General features: G+C 73.0%; 18 protein-coding genes and 1 tRNA gene. 10 read left to right on the top strand and 9 right to left on the bottom strand.

All coding sequences use genetic code 11. The annotated features are described in order from the left end of the window. The first annotated feature begins 138 nt into the window (after positions 1 to 138). Positions 139 to 462 carry a 2Fe-2S iron-sulfur cluster-binding protein gene (locus E2C05_RS16880; RefSeq protein WP_133220817.1) on the top strand — a complete coding sequence of 108 codons (324 nt, stop codon included), beginning with the start codon at positions 139 to 141 and terminating at the stop codon, positions 460 to 462. Next, positions 459 to 2306 carry an NAD(P)-binding protein gene (locus tag E2C05_RS16875; protein WP_133220816.1) on the top strand — a complete coding sequence of 616 codons (1848 nt, stop codon included), beginning with the start codon at positions 459 to 461 and terminating at the stop codon, positions 2304 to 2306. The genes E2C05_RS16880 and E2C05_RS16875 overlap by 4 nt, the downstream gene beginning before the upstream one ends. A gap of 183 nt (positions 2307 to 2489) precedes the next feature. Here the strand turns inward: E2C05_RS16875 and E2C05_RS16870 are convergent, their stop codons facing one another. Continuing rightward, positions 2490 to 4484 (bottom strand): methyl-accepting chemotaxis protein, encoded by a 1995-nt coding sequence (locus E2C05_RS16870; RefSeq protein ID WP_133220815.1) that lies wholly within the window; start codon positions 4482 to 4484, stop codon positions 2490 to 2492. A 135-nt stretch (positions 4485 to 4619) separates the two neighbouring features. After that, a complete protein-coding gene (locus E2C05_RS16865; protein ID WP_133220814.1) occupies positions 4620 to 5138 on the bottom strand; it encodes a cupin domain-containing protein in 519 nt (172 codons plus the stop codon). A gap of 132 nt (positions 5139 to 5270) precedes the next feature. Here E2C05_RS16865 and E2C05_RS16860 point away from each other — a divergent pair, with 132 nt between their 5' ends. Further along, entirely contained in the window at positions 5271 to 6251 is a 981-nt protein-coding gene (locus E2C05_RS16860; RefSeq protein ID WP_158292171.1) for a TRAP transporter substrate-binding protein, read from the top strand. Between the two features lie 68 nt (positions 6252 to 6319). Here the strand turns inward: E2C05_RS16860 and E2C05_RS16855 are convergent, their stop codons facing one another. Next, positions 6320 to 7282: a dihydrodipicolinate synthase family protein gene (locus E2C05_RS16855; RefSeq protein ID WP_133220812.1), complete on the bottom strand. Its 963-nt coding sequence runs from the start codon at positions 7280 to 7282 to the stop codon at positions 6320 to 6322. A 159-nt stretch (positions 7283 to 7441) separates the two neighbouring features. Here E2C05_RS16855 and E2C05_RS16850 point away from each other — a divergent pair, with 159 nt between their 5' ends. Further along, a complete protein-coding gene (locus E2C05_RS16850; RefSeq protein WP_200305613.1) occupies positions 7442 to 7852 on the top strand; it encodes a BLUF domain-containing protein in 411 nt (136 codons plus the stop codon). A 45-nt stretch (positions 7853 to 7897) separates the two neighbouring features. Here E2C05_RS16850 and E2C05_RS16845 read toward each other — a convergent pair whose 3' ends face one another. Both E2C05_RS16845 and E2C05_RS16840 read right to left on the bottom strand, forming a co-directional pair. Further along, positions 7898 to 9262: an FAD-containing oxidoreductase gene (locus E2C05_RS16845; protein WP_133220811.1), complete on the bottom strand. Its 1365-nt coding sequence runs from the start codon at positions 9260 to 9262 to the stop codon at positions 7898 to 7900. Between the two features lie 68 nt (positions 9263 to 9330). Next, on the bottom strand, positions 9331 to 9990 hold the full coding sequence (locus E2C05_RS16840) for a TetR/AcrR family transcriptional regulator (protein ID WP_133220810.1): 660 nt from the start codon (positions 9988 to 9990) through the stop codon (positions 9331 to 9333). A gap of 146 nt (positions 9991 to 10136) precedes the next feature. Here E2C05_RS16840 and E2C05_RS16835 point away from each other — a divergent pair, with 146 nt between their 5' ends. The 5 genes from E2C05_RS16835 (at position 10137) to E2C05_RS16815 (ending at position 14091) form a co-directional block, all read left to right on the top strand. Next, positions 10137 to 11336, top strand: a complete 1200-nt coding sequence (locus E2C05_RS16835; protein WP_133220809.1) for an acyl-CoA dehydrogenase family protein — start codon at positions 10137 to 10139, stop codon at positions 11334 to 11336. Positions 11337 to 11363: 27 nt separating this feature from the next. Continuing rightward, the gene (locus E2C05_RS16830) at positions 11364 to 11768 is read left to right on the top strand and encodes a VOC family protein (protein ID WP_133220808.1); all 405 of its coding nucleotides are present in this window, start codon (positions 11364 to 11366) and stop codon (positions 11766 to 11768) included. An 85-nt stretch (positions 11769 to 11853) separates the two neighbouring features. Next, a complete protein-coding gene (locus tag E2C05_RS16825; RefSeq protein ID WP_133220807.1) occupies positions 11854 to 12825 on the top strand; it encodes a Bug family tripartite tricarboxylate transporter substrate binding protein in 972 nt (323 codons plus the stop codon). Between the two features lie 117 nt (positions 12826 to 12942). Next, on the top strand, positions 12943 to 13473 hold the full coding sequence (locus tag E2C05_RS16820; RefSeq protein ID WP_133220806.1) for a thiamine pyrophosphate-binding protein: 531 nt from the start codon (positions 12943 to 12945) through the stop codon (positions 13471 to 13473). Positions 13474 to 13476: 3 nt separating this feature from the next. Continuing rightward, positions 13477 to 14091 (top strand): thiamine pyrophosphate-dependent enzyme, encoded by a 615-nt coding sequence (locus E2C05_RS16815; protein ID WP_133220805.1) that lies wholly within the window; start codon positions 13477 to 13479, stop codon positions 14089 to 14091. Between the two features lie 70 nt (positions 14092 to 14161). On the opposite strand, the gene E2C05_RS16810 is transcribed toward E2C05_RS16815, so the two are convergent. Both E2C05_RS16810 and E2C05_RS16805 read right to left on the bottom strand, forming a co-directional pair. Next, positions 14162 to 15172, bottom strand: coding sequence for an aldo/keto reductase (locus tag E2C05_RS16810; protein WP_133220804.1), 1011 nt, complete (start codon positions 15170 to 15172; stop codon positions 14162 to 14164). 50 nt (positions 15173 to 15222) lie between these two features. Beyond that, complete coding sequence (locus E2C05_RS16805) at positions 15223 to 16482, bottom strand: D-amino acid dehydrogenase (RefSeq protein ID WP_133220803.1); 1260 nt, start codon at positions 16480 to 16482, stop codon at positions 15223 to 15225. Between the two features lie 128 nt (positions 16483 to 16610). Between E2C05_RS16805 and E2C05_RS16800 the strand changes: the two genes are divergently transcribed. Next, complete coding sequence (locus E2C05_RS16800; RefSeq protein WP_133220802.1) at positions 16611 to 17057, top strand: Lrp/AsnC family transcriptional regulator; 447 nt, start codon at positions 16611 to 16613, stop codon at positions 17055 to 17057. Here the strand turns inward: E2C05_RS16800 and E2C05_RS16795 are convergent. Together E2C05_RS16795 and E2C05_RS16790 are read right to left on the bottom strand one after the other, a co-directional pair. Next, a complete protein-coding gene (locus tag E2C05_RS16795; protein ID WP_133220801.1) occupies positions 17044 to 19155 on the bottom strand; it encodes a hybrid sensor histidine kinase/response regulator in 2112 nt (703 codons plus the stop codon). The genes E2C05_RS16800 and E2C05_RS16795 overlap by 14 nt on opposite strands. 235 nt (positions 19156 to 19390) lie before the next feature. Further along, positions 19391 to 19467, bottom strand: a tRNA-Arg gene (locus E2C05_RS16790). Between the last annotated feature and the right edge of the window lie 51 nt (positions 19468 to 19518).

The raw sequence follows: 19518 nt of genomic DNA, 5'->3' as shown, positions 1-19518 counted from the left end.
CCCGGCGGTGCCGCGGCCGGCACGCATGGCGTCGCGGCGGGGCGTCGCGGCGGGGGCCTTGTCTCCCGCGCGCGATCCGGTCACAGCGCTGGCGCGGACCCAGGCCCCAGCGGTCCGCAGCAGCAAGCGGAGCCCTGGATGGCGCGGATCACCTTCCTTCTTCCTGACGGAACCCGGCAGGTGCTCGACTCCGGCGACGACCCGACCGTCATGCATGTGGCGGTGCGGGCGAACCTGCCCTTCCTGCCGGCCGATTGCGGCGGCCAGCTCGCCTGCGCGAGCTGCATGGTGGAGGTGCCGGAGGCCTGGCGCGGCCGGGTCGGCGACCCCGGGCTGGACGAGGGCGACATGATCGAGGATGCGCTCGGCACCCGCCCCGCCGGCCGGCGCCTGTCCTGCCAGATCGCGGTGACCGAGGCGCTGGACGGGCTGGAGGTGGTGCTGCTGGACCGCCAGGGATGACCGGCGGCGCCGCCGATGCAGCCCTCGGCCTGCACCGGGCGATCCCGCGCCGGGACCTGCTGCAGGGCGCGGCGATGCTGGCGGCACCGGGCGGCGCCGCTGCGGCGGCCCCCTATCCACCGCTCCGGCAGGGCTTGCGCGGCACTGCGGCCGGCAGCGAGGCGGCGCCGCATGCGCTGGCAGCCGGCGCGCCGGTGCCGGAGCCAGCAGGCGCACCGGAAGAGTGCGACCTAGTGGTGGTCGGCGCCGGCATCAGCGGCCTGGCCGCGGCGCTGTTCTGGCGCGACCGCGCCCCGGGCGCCCGGGTGCTGCTGCTGGAGGCGCAGGACGATGTCGGCGGCCATGCCCGCCGCAACGAGTACCGCATCGGCGGCCGCACCCTGCTGATGAATGGCGGCACGATGCTGATCGACAGCCCGCGCCCCTACAGCGCGGTGGCGGATGGGCTGCTGCGGCGCCTGGGCGTCGACCCGCCCGCCCTGGCGGCGCGGCATGCCAATCCCGGCTTCTGGCGCCGCCAGGGCATGGGCCGCGCGGTGTTCCTCGACCGCGGGACCTTCGGCGCCGACCACCTGCTGCGCGGCGTCGGCCGGCGCCCCTGGGCGGCGCTGCTGCGCGACGCGCCGCTGCCGCCGCGCGCGCGGGAGGATATCGCGCGGGTGCATGAGGCGCGGGAGGACCCGCTGCCCGGCCTCGATTCCGCGGCGAAGAAGGCGCGGCTGGCCCGCCTCAGCTACCGCGCCTTCCTGGCCGGGATCCTGCGCGTGGATGCCGCCGCACTGCCCTTCTTCCAGGCGATGAGCCATGGCGAATGGGGCGTCGGCGCCGATGCGGTCAGCGCGCTGGATGTCTGGGCCTTCGGCTTCCCGGGCTTCCAGGGCCTCGGCCTCGCCCCGGGCGCGGCGCCCGGCATGGGCTATACCGCGGCGGGCTATGCCGGGGGCGGCAGCTACCGCTTCCACTTCCCGGACGGCAATGCCTCGCTCGTCCGGCTGCTGCTGCGGGCGCTGATCCCCGGCGCCGTGCCGGGCCGCAGCGCGGCGGATGCGGTGCTGGCCCGCGCCGATTATGCCGCGCTGGACCGGGACGGCGCGGCGGTGCGCATCCGCCTCTCCGCCCCCGCGCTGCGCGTCGCCAATGCCGCAGCGGGGGTCGAGGTCACCTACCTGCAGCATGGCGAGGCGCGGCGCGTGCGGGCCGGCGCCTGCGTGCTGGCCTGCTGGGGCGCCATGATCCCGCATCTCTGCCCCGGGCTGCCGCCGGACCAGGCCGCGGCGCTGCGCAGCCAGGTGAAGGTGCCGCTGGTCTATGCCTCGGCGCTGCTGCGCGACTGGCAGGCCTTCCGCCGGCTCGGCATCGCCGAGGCGCATGCGCCCGGGTCGTACTGGACCGGCCTGCGGCTGGACTGGAAGACGCGCATCGGCGGGTATGACAGCGTCGGCGGGCCGGGCGACCCGGTGCTGCTCTTCCTCTCCCGCGTGCCGACCGCGCCGGGGCTGGACCAGCGGTCACAGCACCGGGCCGGCCGGGCGGAGCTGCTGGCGACGCCCTTCGAGACTTATGAGCGCGCGCTGCGCGACCAGTTGCAGCGCATGCTGGGCGCCGGCGGCTTCGACGCCGCGCGCGACATCCTCGGCCTGACCGTGAACCGCTGGCCGCATGGCTATGCCTATGAGTACAACCCGCTGTTCGATCCCGATCATGCGCCGGGCGAGGCGCCGCACGAGATCGGCCGCCGCCGCATCGGCCGGATCGCCATCGCCAATTCCGATGCGGGCGCCGCCGCCTATACCGACAGCGCGATCGACCAGGCCTGGCGGGCGGTGACCGAGTTGGCGGCCTGACCGCCGCGCCGCGGCAGGCGAGGCGATGCCGGAACGCCTCGCGCCTTCACCTGACCGCGCAGGCCACCCCAAGCCGTTGCCAGAGCGGATCCCAATCGGGTGGACACTCCTGACCGGGTGAGGATGCCCTGCGAATAAAAAGACCAGAGCGGTTGCCCGGAGCCGTGGCGAACGGAGGCCGCGCTAGGCCGCCCGCACCTCGGCGAGGAAGCGCTGCACCTCGCCCTGCAGGCCACGCGTCTGGCCCGACACCGCATCGGCGGCGCCCAGCACCTCGCCCGCCGCGCCGCCGACGCCCTGGGTCGCCTGCGCGATCTCCCGCACCCGGGAGTTCACCGCCTGCATCCCCGACGCGGTCTGGGCGACATTGCCGGCGATCTCCCGCATGGCGGCGTTCTGCTCCTCGACCGCCGCCGCGACCTCGGAGGCGATCAGGCTGAGCTGCCCGATGGTCTCGCCGATGGTGCGCACCGCGCCCACGGCCTCCCCGGTGTTGCCCTGCATCTCGGCGATGAAGCCGCCGATCTCCTCGGTCGCCTTCGCGGTCTGGGCGGCCAGCGCCTTCACCTCGCTCGCCACCACGGCGAAGCCCTTGCCGGCCTCGCCGGCGCGGGCCGCCTCGATCGTCGCATTCAGGGCCAGCAGGTTGGTCTGGCCGGCGATGTCGCCGATCAGCCGCACCACCTGGCCGATGCGCTGCGCCGATTGCGACAGCCCGTCCACCGTGCCGTTGGTGGTCTCGGCGGCCGTCACCGCCTCGGCCGTGATCTGCGCCACCCGGGCGACCCGCTGCGCGATCTCGGTGATGGAGGCCGTCAGCTCCTCCGTCGCGGCGGCGATCATCTGGATCTTGGCTTCCGACTGGCTGACGGTGTCCGCCGCATCGGCGGCATTCCCGGCGGCCGATTGCGCCGCCCCGCGCATGCCGTCGGCGGCGTCGCGCATCCGCGCCGCGGCCGCGGCGACATCGCGGATCACCCCGCCGACCGCCGCCTCGAAGCTGCCGGCCAGGTCCTGCATCGCCTGCCGCTTCTCTCCGGCCGCACGCGCCGCCGCGGCCTCCTGCTCCGCCTCCAGCCGCCGCCGCTCCAGCGCATTCTGCCGGAACACCTCGACCGCCGCGGCCATGCGCCCCATCTCGTCCCGGGCATCGCGCGAGGGGATCTCCACCTCGGTCTCGCCCCCGGCAAGCCGCGTCATCGCCCCGGCCATGCCGCCGATCGGGCGGACGATGCCGCGGCCGACCAACCAGGCGATCAGCAGGCCGACCGGCACGATCGCCACGGCCAGGCCCAGCATCCATTCCCCGGCCCGCGTCACCAGCGCCTTCGATTCCGCCCGGCCGGCCTGCATGGCGCCGACGATGTCGGCCTTGGCCAGCCGCATCCGGTCCGCCGCGGCGACCATCTGCGGCACGACGCGGCTGTCATAGATCACCAGGGCCTCGGCCTGGGCGGCGGCGAAGGTGCCGAAATCCGTCGCATAGCTCTCGACCAGCCCGGCCAGCTTCCGCAGCGCCTCCTGCTGGACGAAGCTCAGGGGCTGGCTTTCCAGCGCCGCCAGCGCCGCGCGCAGGTCGCCGCGCGCCGTGGCGAAGCGGGCCGGGCCTTCCGGATAGGTCGTCGCCATGTAGCGCCAGCTGCGCAGCCGCAGGGTGAGCAGCAGCGCATTCACCCGCTCAAGCGTCGAGGTGACCTCCGGCGGCTCGTCGGGCGTGCTGTCGCGCAGCAGGTCGGCGGCGGCGGCATCCATCGCCGCGCCGCTGGCCGCCAGCGCCTCCCGCGCCTGGACCATCCGCTCGCGCTGGGCGACGAAGTCGACCCGCGACTGGGTCGCCTGGGCCAGCAGCGCCGCCACCTCGGCATAGCCGTCGCGCCGCTCCGCCGATTGCGCGGCGTCGCGCAGTTGCGCCACCAGCGCGGCGGCGCGGTCGGCCGCGGCCACCTGCTGGTCCAGCTGGCCGCCATCGAGCCGGTACCGCACCATGCTCCGGCGCATCACCTCGATCGCCTCGGCGGCTTCCTGCGCGGTGAAGGCGGCCTCGAGCAGCGCCTCGGTCCGGGCGGCATCCCGCTCGATCCCGCGGGAGGTCAGGATGCCGCCGCCGGCCACCAGCACCGCCAACAGGACGAGGGCGAGGCTACCGCCGAAGACGCGGCCACGGATTCCAAGCTGCATGCGCACCACCTTACGGATCAACGCCCGCTGCGGCGCACATGGCGCGATCGGGGGTGGCCCTTCGGTACTGCAACAGTGTCAACGCCGGGTGAACCGCCGGGCCGGCCGGCGCGGCGCCGGCCGGCCCGGCGGCGGTCAGCCCTTCCCGGGCAGCGTGCCGAAGACCGTCTCGGCCTCGATCTGCAGCACGTTCTCCGGCCGCGGGAAGGGCGCGGGCGGCGCCTCGCCCTCCCGCCGCTCCCGCCCGATGCGGGCGAAGAAGGTCTCGAGCCCGCCGGGCAGGATGCACCAGACGAAGGTCAGCGGCCCGCTGCCGGTGTTGTGGAAGGAATGCGGCCGGTTGCGCGGGAAGAAGAAGCAGGCATTCGGCCGCATCGGGTGCACCGCGCCCTCGATATGCGCCTCCCCCTCCCCCGCGATGACGAAGATGATCTCCTCATTCGCGTCATGCAGGTGTTCCCGCACATGGCAGCCGGGGTCGACCGTCTGGGTGCCGAAGGCGAAGGGCGTCTCGGCGCCCGTGCTGGCCTGGTCCAGCAGGCAGCGGACGAAGCCGTTGGCCGGCACCGGCTGCCAGTAGCTGCGCGCCTCCTCCGGCTGCTGGATGACCAGGCGGGCGGGGCTCGGGGATGTCGGGGAATGGGTGTCGGGCATCGGCATGTCCTCCGGCGGGCGGCGGATCATCGGTCCGGGCCGCCGCCGCCGGCAAGCCTTGCCGGCCCGCCTGGGCCATGGAACCCTGCCGGCAACGGGAACGCCGAACGGCCCAATGTCGGGAGACGAGAGATGCGACGCTTGACAGCCTCGGCCCTCGCCCTGGGCCTTCTGCTGCCTGCCCTGCCCGCCATGGCGCAGACCCGCTGGGTGATGGCCACGCCCTATGCCGAGAATTTCCACACGATCAACATCCGCCAGTTCATCGCCGATGTGGAGAGGGCGACCGAGGGCCGGCTGACCGTCCAGCTGCACAACAACGCGTCCCTGCTGCCGATGGCGCAGATCAAGCGGGGTGTCCAAACGGGCCAGGTTCAGCTCGGAGAGATCCTGCTGTCGGCCTATGCCAACGAGGATCCCTTCTTCGAGGTGGACGGCGTCCCCTTCCTCGCCTGGACCTGGCCGCAGGCCGAGGCGCTGAACGCCGCGACCGAGCCCTTCATCCGCGCCCGCCTGGAACGCCAGGGCCTGACGCTGCTCTACATCGTCCATTGGGACGCGCAGGGCTTCTACATGCGGTCGGAGATGCGCAGCGTGCAGGACCTGCGCGGCACCCGCTTCCGCGCCTACAACACCGTCACGTCCCGCATGGCGGAGCTGATGGGCGCGACGCCGGTGACGGTGCAGCTGGCCGAGGTCAGCCAGGCCTTCGCCACCAACGTCATCCAGTCGATGTTCACCTCGGCGCAGAGCGGCGTGAACGTCACCGCCTGGGACTTCACCCGCTACTGGTACAATGTGGGCGGCATGCGGACGCGCAACGCGGTCTTCGTCAATACCCGCGCGCTGCAGGCGCTGGACGCGCCGACCCGGGCAGCGCTGATGGCGGCCGCCGGCACCGCCGCCGAGCGCGGCAAGGAACTGGCCCGGCAGGCCGAGGTGGTGCAGGCCGAGCGGCTGCGCAGCCAGGGCATGCAGCTGCCGCCGCCGACCGAGCAGATGATGACGGAGCTCAAGCAGATCGGCGAGACGCTGACGGCCGAATGGGTGCAGCGGGCGGGGCCGGAGGGGACGCAGATGCTGGAGCGGTACCGGGCGGCGCTGCGCCAATAAGGCAGGGTCGGGGGAAGGCCCTTCCCCCGACTGGACGCATGCGTCCTACCCTTCGTTTCTGCCGGTCCTTACTCCGCCGCCAGGGCCGGGCGCGCCAGCAGCCCGGCCTCGGTCAGCGCCGCGCGGATGCGGGCGATCTCCCAGGCCTCGATCTTCTTCAGCGGCGGCCGCACCACGGCGCGCGGCAGCTTGCCCAGCAGCACCAGAGCCTCCTTCATGCGGTTGTGCATGTCGAAGAAGGGGTCGGCATAGAAGGCCTGCGCGGTCGGGCGGATGCGGGCATTGATCGCCTGCGCCGCCGCGAGGTCGCCCGCCTGCACCGCGTCGAACAGCCGCGCCTGCAGGTCGGCGATCACGCTGCCGCTGCCCGAGAGCAGCCCGGCCGCGCCGGTGACGAGCGAGGGGAACAGCCAGGCGCTGTGGGTGGACAGCACGTTGACCGGCCGCGCCAGCCCCTGCAGCACCTGGATGTGCCGCTCCGCCAGCGCCGCGTCGTTGCACCAGTCCTTGATGGCGCGGAAGGCCGGGACCTCCTCGGCCAGCCGCACCAGCGTGTCCAGCGGATAGGTCAGGCCGGTCACCGCCGGGTACTGGAAGGCGATCAGCGGCAGGTCCGTGGCCGCCGCGATGTGCCGCACATGGTCGGCCAGGCACTCCGGCCGCGCCGCATTGCCGCGCGCCAGCACTTGCGGCGGGAAGACCAGCAGCGCCGAGGCGCCGGCCGCCGCCGCCCGCCGGGCGATCCGCGCGGCCTGCAGCGTGCCGTCGGCATAGACGCCGTTCACCACCGGCAGGCGGTCGCCGATCTCGGCAAGGGTCAGGTCCAGCACGCGGTCCTGCTCCTCCGGGTCGCAGGACGCGACCTCGGAGGCATGGGCGTTGGTGGTGATGGCCGTCACGCCCCGTACGCCGGCGACGTCGCGCAGATGCGCGCGATAGGCGGCCTCGTCCACCGAAAGGTCGTCATGGAAGGGCAGCAGCACGGCGGGAATGACGCCGCGCGGGTCGAAGCCGGGGAAGCGGGCGGGCATCTGGCGTCCTCCATCGGTGGCCGGCTCTGGCGGCCGGGCGGGCCGGCGGACGGTGCGGAGGCCGGACCCCGGCTGTCAAGCATGGCCGGAACGGCACGATAGCGCTGGCATCCCGGGGCGGCCGGGCGCAGGCTGCGGCTCCGCCGCAAGAGCCGACCCATGCCCCTGACCCAGTTGATCTACACCTCCCGGCCCTTCGGCTTCGACGCGCAGGGGCTGGACGACATCCTGCTCAGCGCCCGCCGCAACAACCGCCGGGACGGCATCACCGGCTGCCTGATCTGCCGCGCCGACCTCTTCGTGCAGATGCTGGAGGGGGAGCGGGCGGCGGTGACCGCCACCTTCCACCGCATCCTGCAAGACGAACGCCATCTGGAGGTGGCGCTGATCTGGTGCGGCGACACGCCGATGCGGCGCTTCCCGGACTGGGACATGCGCGACGACCCGGCACCCAGCTGGATGTGGCCGCAGGACGCGGTCCGCCGCGGCGCGGCGCGGGAGGCCGGGGCGGCCGCCTATCGCCGCCTGTTCGACCGGGTGGCGGAGGAACCGCTGGGCGCCCTGCTGTGATCCCGCGGCCCGGCCGGTCGCCCGGCTGGCCGCCCGCCCGGCGCCTCAGCCCGGCTTGAGGTCGCCAAGCATGGTCGGGATCAGCTCCGACACCGTCGGGTGGATATGCACCGTCCGCAGCAGGGAGGTGTAGGGCACCCCCGCCTGCATCAGGTCCAGCATGCCATGCACCGCCTCGTCGCCATCGGTGCCCAGGATGGCGGCGCCAAGGATCATCCGCGTGTCCGCGTCCACCAGCACGGACATGAAGCCGGTGGTCTCGCCCTTCTCCACCGCGCGGTTCACCCGGCTCATCGGCCGGTGGCCGACCAGCAGGCGGTGCCCGGCGGCGCGCGCCTCGGCCTCCGTCATCCCGATCCGGCCCAGCGGCGGGTCGGTGAACAGGCCATAGCAGGCGATGCGGTCGGTGACGCGGCGGGCTTCGCCGTCCAGCAGGTTGGCGGCGACGATCTCGTAGTCGTTCCAGGCGGTGTGGGTGAAGGCGCCGCGGCCGTTGCACTCGCCCAGCGCCCAGACGCCGGGGGCGCTGGTCTGCAGTGCATCATCCACCGGGATGGCGCCGCGCGCGTCGACGGCGATGCCGGCGGCGTCCAGCCCCAGGTCGTCGGTGTTCGGCCGCCGCCCGGCCGCGACCAGCAGGTGGGAGGCCTGGATGGGTGCGGCGCCGTCCAGCGCCACCGTGACGCCGTCCCCGGCCGGCGCGACCGCGATGCCCCGGGCGCCGAGATGGAAGCGCACCCCCTCCGCCTCCAGCATCTCCCGGATGGTGGCGGAGACCGCCTCGTCCTCCCGCGGGATGACGCGCGGGGAGGCTTCCAGCACCGTGACCTCAGCCCCGAGGCGGCGGAAGACCTGGGCGAATTCCAGGCCGATATAGCTGCCGCCGATGATCGCCAGGTGCCGCGGCAGGGCCTCGATCCGCAGCAGGCGGGCATTGTCCAGCCAGGGCACCCGGTCGAGGCCGGGGATCGGCGGCGCCACCGCATGCGCCCCGACATCGAGGAAGATCCAGGGCGCCTCCAGCGCCCGCCCCTCCACCGCCACCGCATGCGGCCCGGTGAAGCGGGCATGGCCGCGGAGGAAGGTGAGGTTCTCCGTGGCCTCCAGGGATCCGGTCAGCCCATCGCGGGACTTCGCCACCACGGCGTCCATCCGCGCCTTCACCCGCGGCCAGTCCACGCCGACGGGGCCGGGCAGCACCACGCCGTAATCCGCCGCGCGGCGCGCCAGGTGGGCGACGCGGGCGCTGGCGACCAGGGTCTTGGTCGGGGTGCAGCCGGTGTTCACGCAGGTGCCGCCGGCCTCGGCGCGTTCCACCAGGGCGACGCGCCGGCCGCCGGCGGCCAGGCGGAAGGCGAGCGCCGGCCCGGCCTGCCCGGCCCCGACCACGATCGCATCGAATGCCGCCATGCCTGCTGCCCCCCGCCCGGAAGGCGGGACCTTAGCGGCTGCGCGGCCCCCCGGGGCTCACCCTGGCGTCAGGGCGCCGCGAGCCCGGCGCAGAGGAAGGGCACGATCTCCCGCACCGCCCGGTCGAAATCGCCGCTGTCGAGGGCGCCGCCGGACATCATCTCCAGCCGCCCGGTCCGGAGCAGGGTGTAGCGATAGGCGCCCATCATGAAATAGACCCGCCAGCACAGGACCTGCCGGTCCATCCCCGGCAGGACGCGGGCGAATTCCTCCAGATAGGCCAGGGTGGTCTCGTCATAGACCGTGCTGAGGACTTCCTTGGAGATGTCCTCCGGCTCGGTGTGCAGCCTGGCATGCATGCGCATGGTGGCCCGGCCTTCCGGCGTCTGGCCGTTCAGCATGAAGGGGGTGACGAAGCTGCGGACCAATTCCGGCAGCGGGATCGGGCCGCCGGCATGGGCGGCGCGCAGGTCGGCAAGCGCCCGGCTGCGGGCTTCCGTCACCTGCACGGCGCCGCGCAGATAGGCGGCCTTGAACAGGTCCCGCTTGGCGCCGAAATGGTAATGCAGCTGCGCCAGGTTGACGCCGGCGGCCTGGGCGATCGCGCGGGTGGAGGCGGCGGCATAGCCGTGCTCGGCGAACAGGGACTGCGCCACGTCCAGGATCCGGTTGCGCACGCTGGCCACGGCGTCCTGTCCCGCCGGCCTGGTCTTCTCGGTCACCGTCATCCGAATCGCCTGGTCCCCTGCCCGCGGCCCTGTAGCGCGGCGGCTGCTCCTTGACACGGACGGGCCGATCCGTCGAGATTTGGTCGGGCGACCGAACACGGGCCGGAACGGCCCCAACCACCCCAACCTCGTCAGGGAGACCGGGCATGAGCGCAGCGCTGGAGCAGGAGGCCGTCACCCCGCTGGGCGCCCGGCTCGACCCCGTGGCGCGGGCGCGGTCCATCGCCGCGGTGATCGAGCGCGACTCGCCCCGGATCGAGGCCGGCAAGGCCCTGACGCCGGAGGTGCTGGACGCGCTGCACGGCAATGCCCTGTTCCGCACCCTGCTGCCCCGCGCCTATGCCGGGGAGGAGGTGAAGCCTTCCACCTTCTTTCGCATGCAGGAAGTGATCGCCTCGGCCGACGGGTCCACCGGCTGGTGCCTGTGCCAGGCCAGCGGCTGTTCCTTCGCCGCCGCCTATCTGGAGCCGGACGCGGCGCGGGAGATCTGGGACGACCCGCGCGCGGTGCTCGCCTGGGGCTTCGGCACCGGCACGGCGAAGGTGGTCCCCGGCGGCTACCGCGTCACCGGCACCTGGGGCTTTGCCAGTGGCAACCGCCATGCGACCTGGATGGGCGGGCATTGCCGGATCGTCGAGCCGGACGGGTCCATCCGCATGAACCCCGACGGCACGCAGCATGAGCGCAGCATGCTGGTGCGGCGGGAGAAGGTGCGGTTCCACGATGTGTGGAACGTGGTCGGCCTGCGCGGCACCAACAGCGACACCTACAGCTACGACGACCTCTTCGTGCCGGAGGAGCATGCGGTCTGCCGCGACAGCGATGCGGAGCGGCGGGTGGACAGCCCGCTTTACAAGTTCACCACCACCAACCTCTATGCCTCCGGCTTCGCCGGCGTCTCCATGGGCATCGCGCGCGGCCTGCTGGACGCCTTCACCGACATGGCGAAGACCAAGACCGCCGCCGCCACCACCCGCCCGATGCGGGAGAGCGAGGTGATCCAGAACGGCATCGCCATGAACGAAGCGAAGCTGCGCTCGGCCGGCGCCTGGCTGGTCGAGGTGCTGGACGAGGCCTGGGAGGTGGCGCGCGCCAAGGGCCACATCTCCATGCATGAGCGGGCGATGGTGCGGCTGGCCACCACCTCGGCGATCCATCGCGCGAAGGAGGTGGCGGAGTGGGCCTATCACGAGGCCGGCGCCTCCGCGATCATGGTCGGCGGTCCGTTCGAGCGGCGGATGCGCGACATCCATGCCTCGGCGCAGCAGGTCCAGGGGCGGACGATGCACCTCGAGATGTGCGGCCAGCATTTCCTGGGCATGAACCCGTCCGGGCGGTTCTTCTGACCTCATCCACCCTAGGGGAAACGAGCCATGCCACTCGAGGGCCTGAACCACTACACGATCCGCCCGGCGGACCTGGAGCGGACCAAGGATTTCTACCAGGACGTGCTGGGGCTGGAGGTCGGCTACCGCCCGCCGCTGACCTTCCCCGGCTACTGGCTGTATTGCGGCGGCAACCCGACGGTGCATCTGATCGGGCCGCGCAGCGATGACGGGCATCCGGCGGTGCGGGAGAGCGGGCCGACCGGGTTGCTGGACCACATCGCCTTCTCCTGCACCGGCCTGGCGGAGATGAAGCAGCGCCTGGCGCAGCGCGGCGTGAAGTACGAGGAGCGGGTGATCCCCCGCGACCGCCAGACGCAGCTGTTCATGTTCGACCCCGATGGCGTCGCGGTCGAGCTGAACTACCCCCCCTCGGAAACGCCCGCGGCCTAGACTCGAGGTTTCCAAAGGCCTTTCGGCCTTTGGCGGTTGGGGTCCGGGGAAGGCAGGGCCTTCCCCGGAATCACGGGAGGGAACAATGCAGTTGCTGGGCCGCCGAGGCGCCTTGGCGCTTGGCTGCGCGCTGGTGGGCCGCGCGCAGGCGCAGGCCATCTGGCCCGAGCGGACAGTGACGCTGGTGGTGTGTTTCCCGCCCGGCGGATCGACGGACCTCTCGGCGCGCCTCGTGGCACCCGGCCTGGCGGAGATCCTCGGCAAGCCCGTCGTCGTCGAGAACAAGCCCGGCGCCGGCGGCAATATCGGCATCGGCCATGTCGCGCGCGCCACGCCGGATGGCCACACGCTGCTGGTCGCCAGCAGCGTCTTCGTGGTGAATGCTAGCCTCTACCGCAACCCGCCCTACGACCCGTTCCGCGACTTCGCGCCGGTGGCGGCGCTCGGCGCCTCCCCCAACCTGGTCTGCGTGCGGACGGATAGCGGCATCGCGTCGCTGGCGCAGCTCATCGCCATGGCGAAGGCGCAGCCGGACCGCTTCAACTATGCCAGCCCCGGCATCGGCACCACGCCGCATCTGGCGGGGGAGGTGCTGAAGCTGCGGACCGGCATCCAGATGCAGCATGTCCCGTTCCAAGGGGCCGGGCCGGCGGTGCAGGCGATCCTCGCCGGCACGACGCAGGTGCTGATCGCGTCCCAGGGCGGGGCGGTGGAGACGGCGCATCGCAACGGCCAGACGCGGGTGCTGGCGCAGACCGGCGCGCGGCGCTCGCCCGACCTGCCGGAGGTGCCGACCTTGGAGGAGCTCGGCATCGCCGAGGCGGTGTCGGAGACCTTCAACGGCCTCTATGCGCCGGCGGCGACGCCGCAGCTGGTACTGGACCGCCTGGCGAGCGCGACCCTGTCGGTGCTGGCGCGGCCGGATGTGCAGCAGCGCTACCGCACCGGCGGCGTGCCGGTGCTGGCCGAGGGGCCGGAGGAATTGCGGGCGCGGGTGGCGCGGGAGGTGCCCCTCTGGCGGGACGTGATCCGGCAGGCGAAGATCACCGTGGACTGAGGCGCATGGCGCGACCGCCTGGACCCGCCATGCGCTTCCGTGCATGCATCGGAGGGCGGATGCACGCGTCCGGGCGCTGCCGCCCTTCCGCGATCCGCTCTGGGGAGGGATAGCGGCATGGCGCAGGCCTGGCACGAGGTAGCGGTGGCGGTGATGAAGGCGAACGAGATCCGCCTGGTGCCCTATGTGCCCGACAACGTCCTGAAGCCGCTGATCAACGCCATCCATGCCGACCCGTTCTTCACCGCGTTCACGACGGCGCGGGAGGAGGAGGCGGTGGGCATCGTCGCCGGCGCCGCGATGGCCGGGACGCGCGGCATGGTGCTGATGCAGACCAGCGGCTTCGCCACGCTGGCCAATGTCCTGGCGAGCCTGCCCGTGGCCTATCAGATCCCGGTGCTGATGATGGTGAGCGAGCGCGGCACGCTGGGCGAGTTCAACCTGGGCCAGGCGGCGGTCTGGCGCACCATGCGGCCGACGCTGGAATCGCTGGCGATGCCCTGGCAGGTCATCACCCGGCTCGACGAGTGCGAATTCATCATGGACCGGACCATCCGCCAGGCGCTGCTGACGCAGCAGCCGGCGGCGCTGATCCTCTCGCCGCTGCTGACCGGCGGGAAGGCATCGCCGGTGAAGGCGGGGGGCTGAGCGATGTCCGTCACATCGGCGCATAACGCGAAGCCGCTGTACCGCTTCGACTGCACCAGGCGGCTGGTGGCGAGATTGCGGAACGACGAGGCCGTCATCGGCGGCATCGGCCACAGCAATTTCGACCTCTGGGCCGCCGGCCACCGGCCGCAGAATTTCTACATGCTGGGCAGCATGGGCCTGGCGGTTCCCCTTGCGCTGGGGGTGGCGCTGGCGCAGCCACGCCGAAAGGTGTTCGCGCTGGAAGGCGACGGGTCGCTGCTGATGCAGCTCGGCTGCCTGGCGACGGTGGCGTCGCTGGCGCCGAAGAACCTCGCTATCCTCATCCTCGACAATGGCAGCTACCAGATCACCGGCGGGCAGCGGACGCCGGCTTCGGGCGGCGCGGACTATGTGGCGATCGCCCGCGCCTGCGGCCTGGCGAATGCTTCCTGGGCGGCGGATGAGGCGGATTTCGAGCGGCTGGTGGAGACCTGCCTCGCCACCGACGGCCCGCATGTGATCGGCCTGAAGCTGGACGACCAGCCGCCGGCCGGCCAGACCGAACGCGACCCGGTGCAGATCCGCGACCGCTTCATGCGCGGCATGGGGGCGAAGCGGAGCGCCCTGCCGGGCTGAGCGCCAAGCGCAAGGTTCCCAAAGGCCCTTCGGCCTTTGGCGGGGGAGCCTGAGGGGGGCGAAGCCGCCCTCATCCCGTGGCGGCGACGCGCCCCTCGATCGGGTATTGCGGGTCGTTGTAGCCGGGCGTGGAGGGATGCCCGGGCGAGACCAGCGCGTCGATCAGCGCCTCGTCCTCGGCGGTGAAGCGGTAGGCCAGCGCCGCCAGATAGTCCTCCAGGTGCTGCTCGGTGCGCGGGCCCAGGATGCAGCCGGTGACCAGGCGGTTGTTCAGCACCCAGTTGATCGCCAGATGCGCCGGCGAGGCGCCCTTCGCCGCCGCGTGGTCGCGGATGCGCTGGGCGATCGCCAGGCTCTCGGCGCGCAACTCCGTCTCCAGGATCCGGCGGTCCTGCCGCGCGGCGCGGCTGCCGGGCTCCGGCGCCTCGCCCGGGCGGTACTTCGCCGTCAGCACCCCGCGGGCCAGCGGCGAATAGGGGAAGACCGCCAGGCCGTAATGCGCCGCGGCCGGGATCTGCTCGACCTCCGGCTGGCGGTTCATGGCGTTGTAGTAGGGCTGCGAGACCACGGGCCGGTCGATGCCCATCTGGTCGCAGAGCCGGCAGATCTCGGCAATGCGCCAGGACCGGTAGTTGGAGACGCCGAAATGGCGGATCTTGCCGGCCCGCGCCAGGTCGCCCAGCGCGCGCACCGTCACCTCCAGCGGCGTCGCATGGTCTTCCTTGTGCAGATACAGCACGTCGACGAAGTCGGTGCCGAGGCGCGTCAGGCAGGCCTCCGCCCCCTGCATCACCCATTTGCGGGACAGGCCGCCCTCATTCGGGCCCTTGCCGACCTTGTTGGCGATCTTGGTCGCCAGCACCCAGGCATGGCGGTTGCCGCGGATGGCGGCGCCGACAACCTCCTCCGACCGGCCGGCATTGTAGCCATCGGCGGTGTCGAGGAAATTGATCCCGGCCGCGGCGGCGCGGGCGATCAGCCGCTCGCTGGTCGCCGCATCGGTCGGGCCGCCGAACATCATGGCGCCGAGGCAGTAGCGGCTGACCGTGATGCCGCTGCGGCCGAGGCTGCGATAGTCCATGGCGTGCGCTCCGGGATGGGCGGCGAGGCTCGCCGCCCATCCCGGGCGCGTCAAGCGAGGGCGTAGCGCGACAGCGCCAGGTCGTCCGCCGCGATCTCCGGCGCCCGGCCGGTCAGCAGGTCCGCCAGCAGCCTTCCGCTGCCGCAGGCCATGGTCCAGCCCAGCGTGCCATGGCCGGTGTTCAGGTGCAGGTTGCGGTAGCGGGTCGGGCCGACCACCGGGGTGCCATCGGGCGTCATCGGCCGCAGGCCGGTCCAGAAGCTGGCCTGCGCCAGGTCGCCGCCGCGCGGGAACAGGTCGCCGACGGAATGCGCCAGCGTCTCCCGCCGCGGCCTGCGCAGCCGCAGCGAGAAGCCGGCGAGCTCCGCCGTGCCGCCGACGCGGATGCGGTCGCCCAGCCGGGTGATGGCGACCTTGTAGGTCTCGTCCATCACGGTGGAGACGGGCGCTCCGGCAACCTCCGTCACCGGCAGGGTCAGCGAATAGCCCTTCACCGGATAGACCGGGACATGGACTTTCAGGGGCCGCAGCAGCGCCGGCGAATAGCTGCCCATGGCGACGACATAGGCATCGGCGGTCACCCTGCCCTCGTTCGTCACCACGCCGACCACGCGGTCGCCCTCGGTCTCCAGCGCCGCGACGGTTACGCCCTGGCGGAACACCACGCCGCGCGCGGCGGCCAGCGCCGCCAGGCGCTGGGTGAAGACATGCGCGTCGCCGGTCTCGTCGCCCGGCAAGCGCAGCCCGCCGACGAACTTGCCCGGCACATGCGCCAGTGCCGGCTCGGCGCCGATGCAGCCCGCCGGGTCCAGCACCTCGTAGGGCACCTTGAAGGCGTCCAGCACCGCGGTGTCGCTGCCCACGGCATCCAGCTGCTTCTGGGTGCGGAAGAGCTGCAGCGTCCCCTGCATCCGCTGGTCATAGGCGATGCCGGTCTCGGTCCGCAGGTCGCGCAGCACGTCCCGGCTGTACTCGGCCAGGCGGACCATGCGGGCCTTGTTGGTGCCGTAGGCGGCGGCGGTGCAGTTCGCCAGCATCTGGCCCAGCCAGCGATACAGGCCATGGTCCAGCTGCGGCCAGAGCACGAAGGGCCGGTGCCGCATCATCAGCCATTTCAGCGCCTTCACGGGGATGCCCGGGCCGGCCCAGGGGGCGGAATAGCCGGGCGAGACCTGGCCGGCATTGGCGAAGCTGGTCTCCATGCCGGGGGCCGGCTGGCGGTCCAGCACCGTCACCTCATGGCCGGCCTTGGCTAGATACCAGGCGCTCGTCACGCCGACCACGCCGCTGCCCAGGACCAGGACCCGCATCGCCGCCTCCACTCGTTCCAGGCACAGGCTATGCGGCAGGGGCTGCGAATTTCCCGCCGATATGGCGCAGGATCTGCCATGGAACGCCCTCGATTCGCAGATTCTGCGGCAGAGTCGGAGCTAATTCGATGCACGCCCTGGACGAGACCGACCTCGCCATCCTCCGCCACCTCCGGGCCGATGGGCGGATGAGCAATGCCGACCTCGCGGCGGCCATCGGCCTGTCCCCCAGCGCCTGCCTGCGCCGGGTCCGGCTGCTGGAGCATCGCGGCGTGATCCGGGGATACACCGCCATCATCGGCGACGGCGCCGTGCGGGAAGGCGTGGTGGTGATCGTCCAGATCACCCTGGAACGCCAGACCGACGAGGCGATGCGCCGCTTCGAGGAGGCGGTGCGGCGCTGCCCGGAGGTGCGCGAATGCCACCTGATGACCGGGCTGTCGGACTATGTCCTGCGGGTCGAGGCGCGGGACGCCGCGGACTACGAGCGCATCCACAAGGATGCGCTGTCGCGCATGCCCGGCGTGGCCCGCATCCAGTCCGCCTTCGCCATCCGCAGCGTCATACGGGGCTGACCGGGACGGCCAGGCGGCGCAGCACCTGCAGCAGCATCAGCCGGTCCACCGGCTTGGTCAGGTGCAGGCTCATCCCCGCCGCCTGGGTCCGCTGCCGGTCGTCGCTGGTGGCCCCGGCCGTGAGCGCGAGGATGGGCGTGCGGAGATTGGGGCCGCTGCCGGCGCGCAGCCGCCGCGTCGCCTCCAGCCCGTCCATGCCCGGCATGTTCACATCCATCACGATGGCGTCGAAGCGCCGCCGCTCGGCGATCGCCACCGCCTCCACCCCGCCGGAGGCGAGCGTCACCGCATGACCCGCGGCGGACAGGTAGGCGCTGATCAGCACGCGGTTGGCCGCGACGTCGTCGACGACCAGGATGGCGAGCGGCGGCCCGGGCTCGGCCCCGCCGCGCTCGGCCGGCGCCGGCGCCGCGGCGACAGGCAGCGCCAGGTCGGCCCAGAAGATGCTGCCGAGCCCGGGTTCCGACCGCACGCCGATGCGGCCGCCCATCGCCTTCATCAGCCGGCGGCTGACCGCCAGGCCGAGGCCGGTGCCGCCGAAGCGCCGCCCGCCCTCCGCCTGCTCGAACAGGGTGAAGAGCCGCGACTGGGAGGCGATGGGGATGCCGATGCCGGTGTCCTGCACCTCCAGCCGCAGGCCGACCAGGCCGGGCCGCGGCGCGTCCTGCACCCGGGCGCGCAGGGTGACGCCGCCGCGTTCGGTGAACTTGACGGCGTTGGACAGCAGGTTGCCGAGCACCTGGCGGATGCGGGTGACGTCGCCGGACAGCCAGGGCGGCAGGGCCGGGTCGAGGTCGAGCAGCAGGCGCAGCCCCTTCGCCGCGGCCGGCGCCTCGCTCAGCGCCAGGCATTGCCGCAGCAGGGTTGCGGGCTCGAAGGGCTGCGCCTCGATGCTGATCCGGCCGGCCTCGATGCGGGCGAGGTCGAGCGTGTCGTTCACCACCGCCAGCAGCATCCGCCCGGTCTCCACCACCAGGGCGGCATGGCCGCGCTGCTCGGCCGGGATGTCGGCCTCGGCCAGCATCTCGCCGAAGCCCAGCAGGCCGGTCAGCGGCGTGCGGATCTCATGCGCGATCACCGCCAGGATCTCGGCGCGCTGCCGCGCCAGCGTCTCCGCGGCCAGGATGCGCTGCCGCGCCTGCCGTTGCTGCGCCAGGCGGCTGCGCCGCCAGGCCTGCTGCAGGGTCAGCAGCGTGACGAGCAGGAGGGAGAGCGCGGCGGCGCCGGCCAGGATGGCCAGGCGCTGGTCGCGCCAGCCGGCCAGCTCCCGCTCCTCGTCCAGGACGACGGAGGCCAGCAGCGGCAGGCCGGGCAGCACGCGATACCCGACCAGCCGCGGCCGGCCGGTGCGGCGGCTGACATAGGCAAGGCTGCCCACCGGGGCGTCCCGCGCCGCGGCCAGCACGGCATGGTAGGGATTGGCGCGGCGCGACAGCGCGTCGGCGGCGCTGCGGCCGCGCAGCACGATGGCGCCGTCCTCGGTATGCCGGACCACGACGACGCGGCCCTGCTCCTCCTCATCCTCCTGCAGATGCGCCTGCAGCTGGGCGGAGAGGGCGACCGGGTCGAGCGTGACGACGGCGAGGCCGTCGAAGCGCCCCTCCGCCGAACGCAGCGGCCGGGCCGCCTGCAGGCTCCAGTCGCCGCCGGCGGTCAGCCGCGTCGGCCGGCTGATCGCCAGCCCCGGCGCACCGGAATCGGCGCGGGCGCGGATGGAGGGCCAGTCGGGCGGCGGGCCCTCGGCCACGGCGCCCTGTGCCCCGGCGGGGCCGGTGGACCAGCGGAGCATCCCGTCCGGCCCGATGACGCCGACCCGCACGACGCCGAAGCGCTGCCGCTCGGCGATGCCGGCCAGATGCGCCTCCACCGCCGTGGCGCCAGCGGCGTCGCCGCCGCGCAGCATGGCCTGGCGCATCTGCACCAGGTCATGCAGCGACTCCACCGCCTCGAAGGCGCGCAGCACCGTCTCGGCGGCGGTCGCCGCCTCGGCCTCGGCGGTCGCCAACGCCGCCTCGACCGCCGCGGCCCGGGTCTGCCGCAGCAGCAGCGCCGTGCCGCCCCACAGCAGGCCGAGCAGCCCGAGCAGGAGGAGCAGCATGGGCCGCAGCCGGGGAGCAGGCGCGGGATCGTCGCTGGCGAGGTCTGTGGTCATCCTGGTCGTGCAGTGTGCCCGGCCGTGGCCGGTATCCGTGGGTGCCAGCCCGGCGTGACCGGAAAATTGATCGGCCCCGGTCGGGCCCGGCCGGCACCGGCCGCGCCGCGTTGCGCGCGGCACCGGCAGGCCGGGCGCCCCGGCGGCATGGCCGCGGCCCGGCACGGGACCCCGGCAAGGATGGCGCGCCCGGCAGGACTTGAACCTGCGACCCCACGCTTAGAAGGCGCGTGCTCTATCCAGCTGAGCTACGGGCGCGAATGTCTTCGCCGGCGACCAAGACCCTCTCCGGCGTGCGAAGCCGCCACA

Origin of the sequence: Paracraurococcus ruber (genome assembly GCF_004353985.1) — a bacterium.
Classification (GTDB): Bacteria; Pseudomonadota; Alphaproteobacteria; order Acetobacterales; family Acetobacteraceae; genus Paracraurococcus; species Paracraurococcus ruber.
This window is presented reverse-complemented; position numbering and strand designations above follow the sequence as displayed.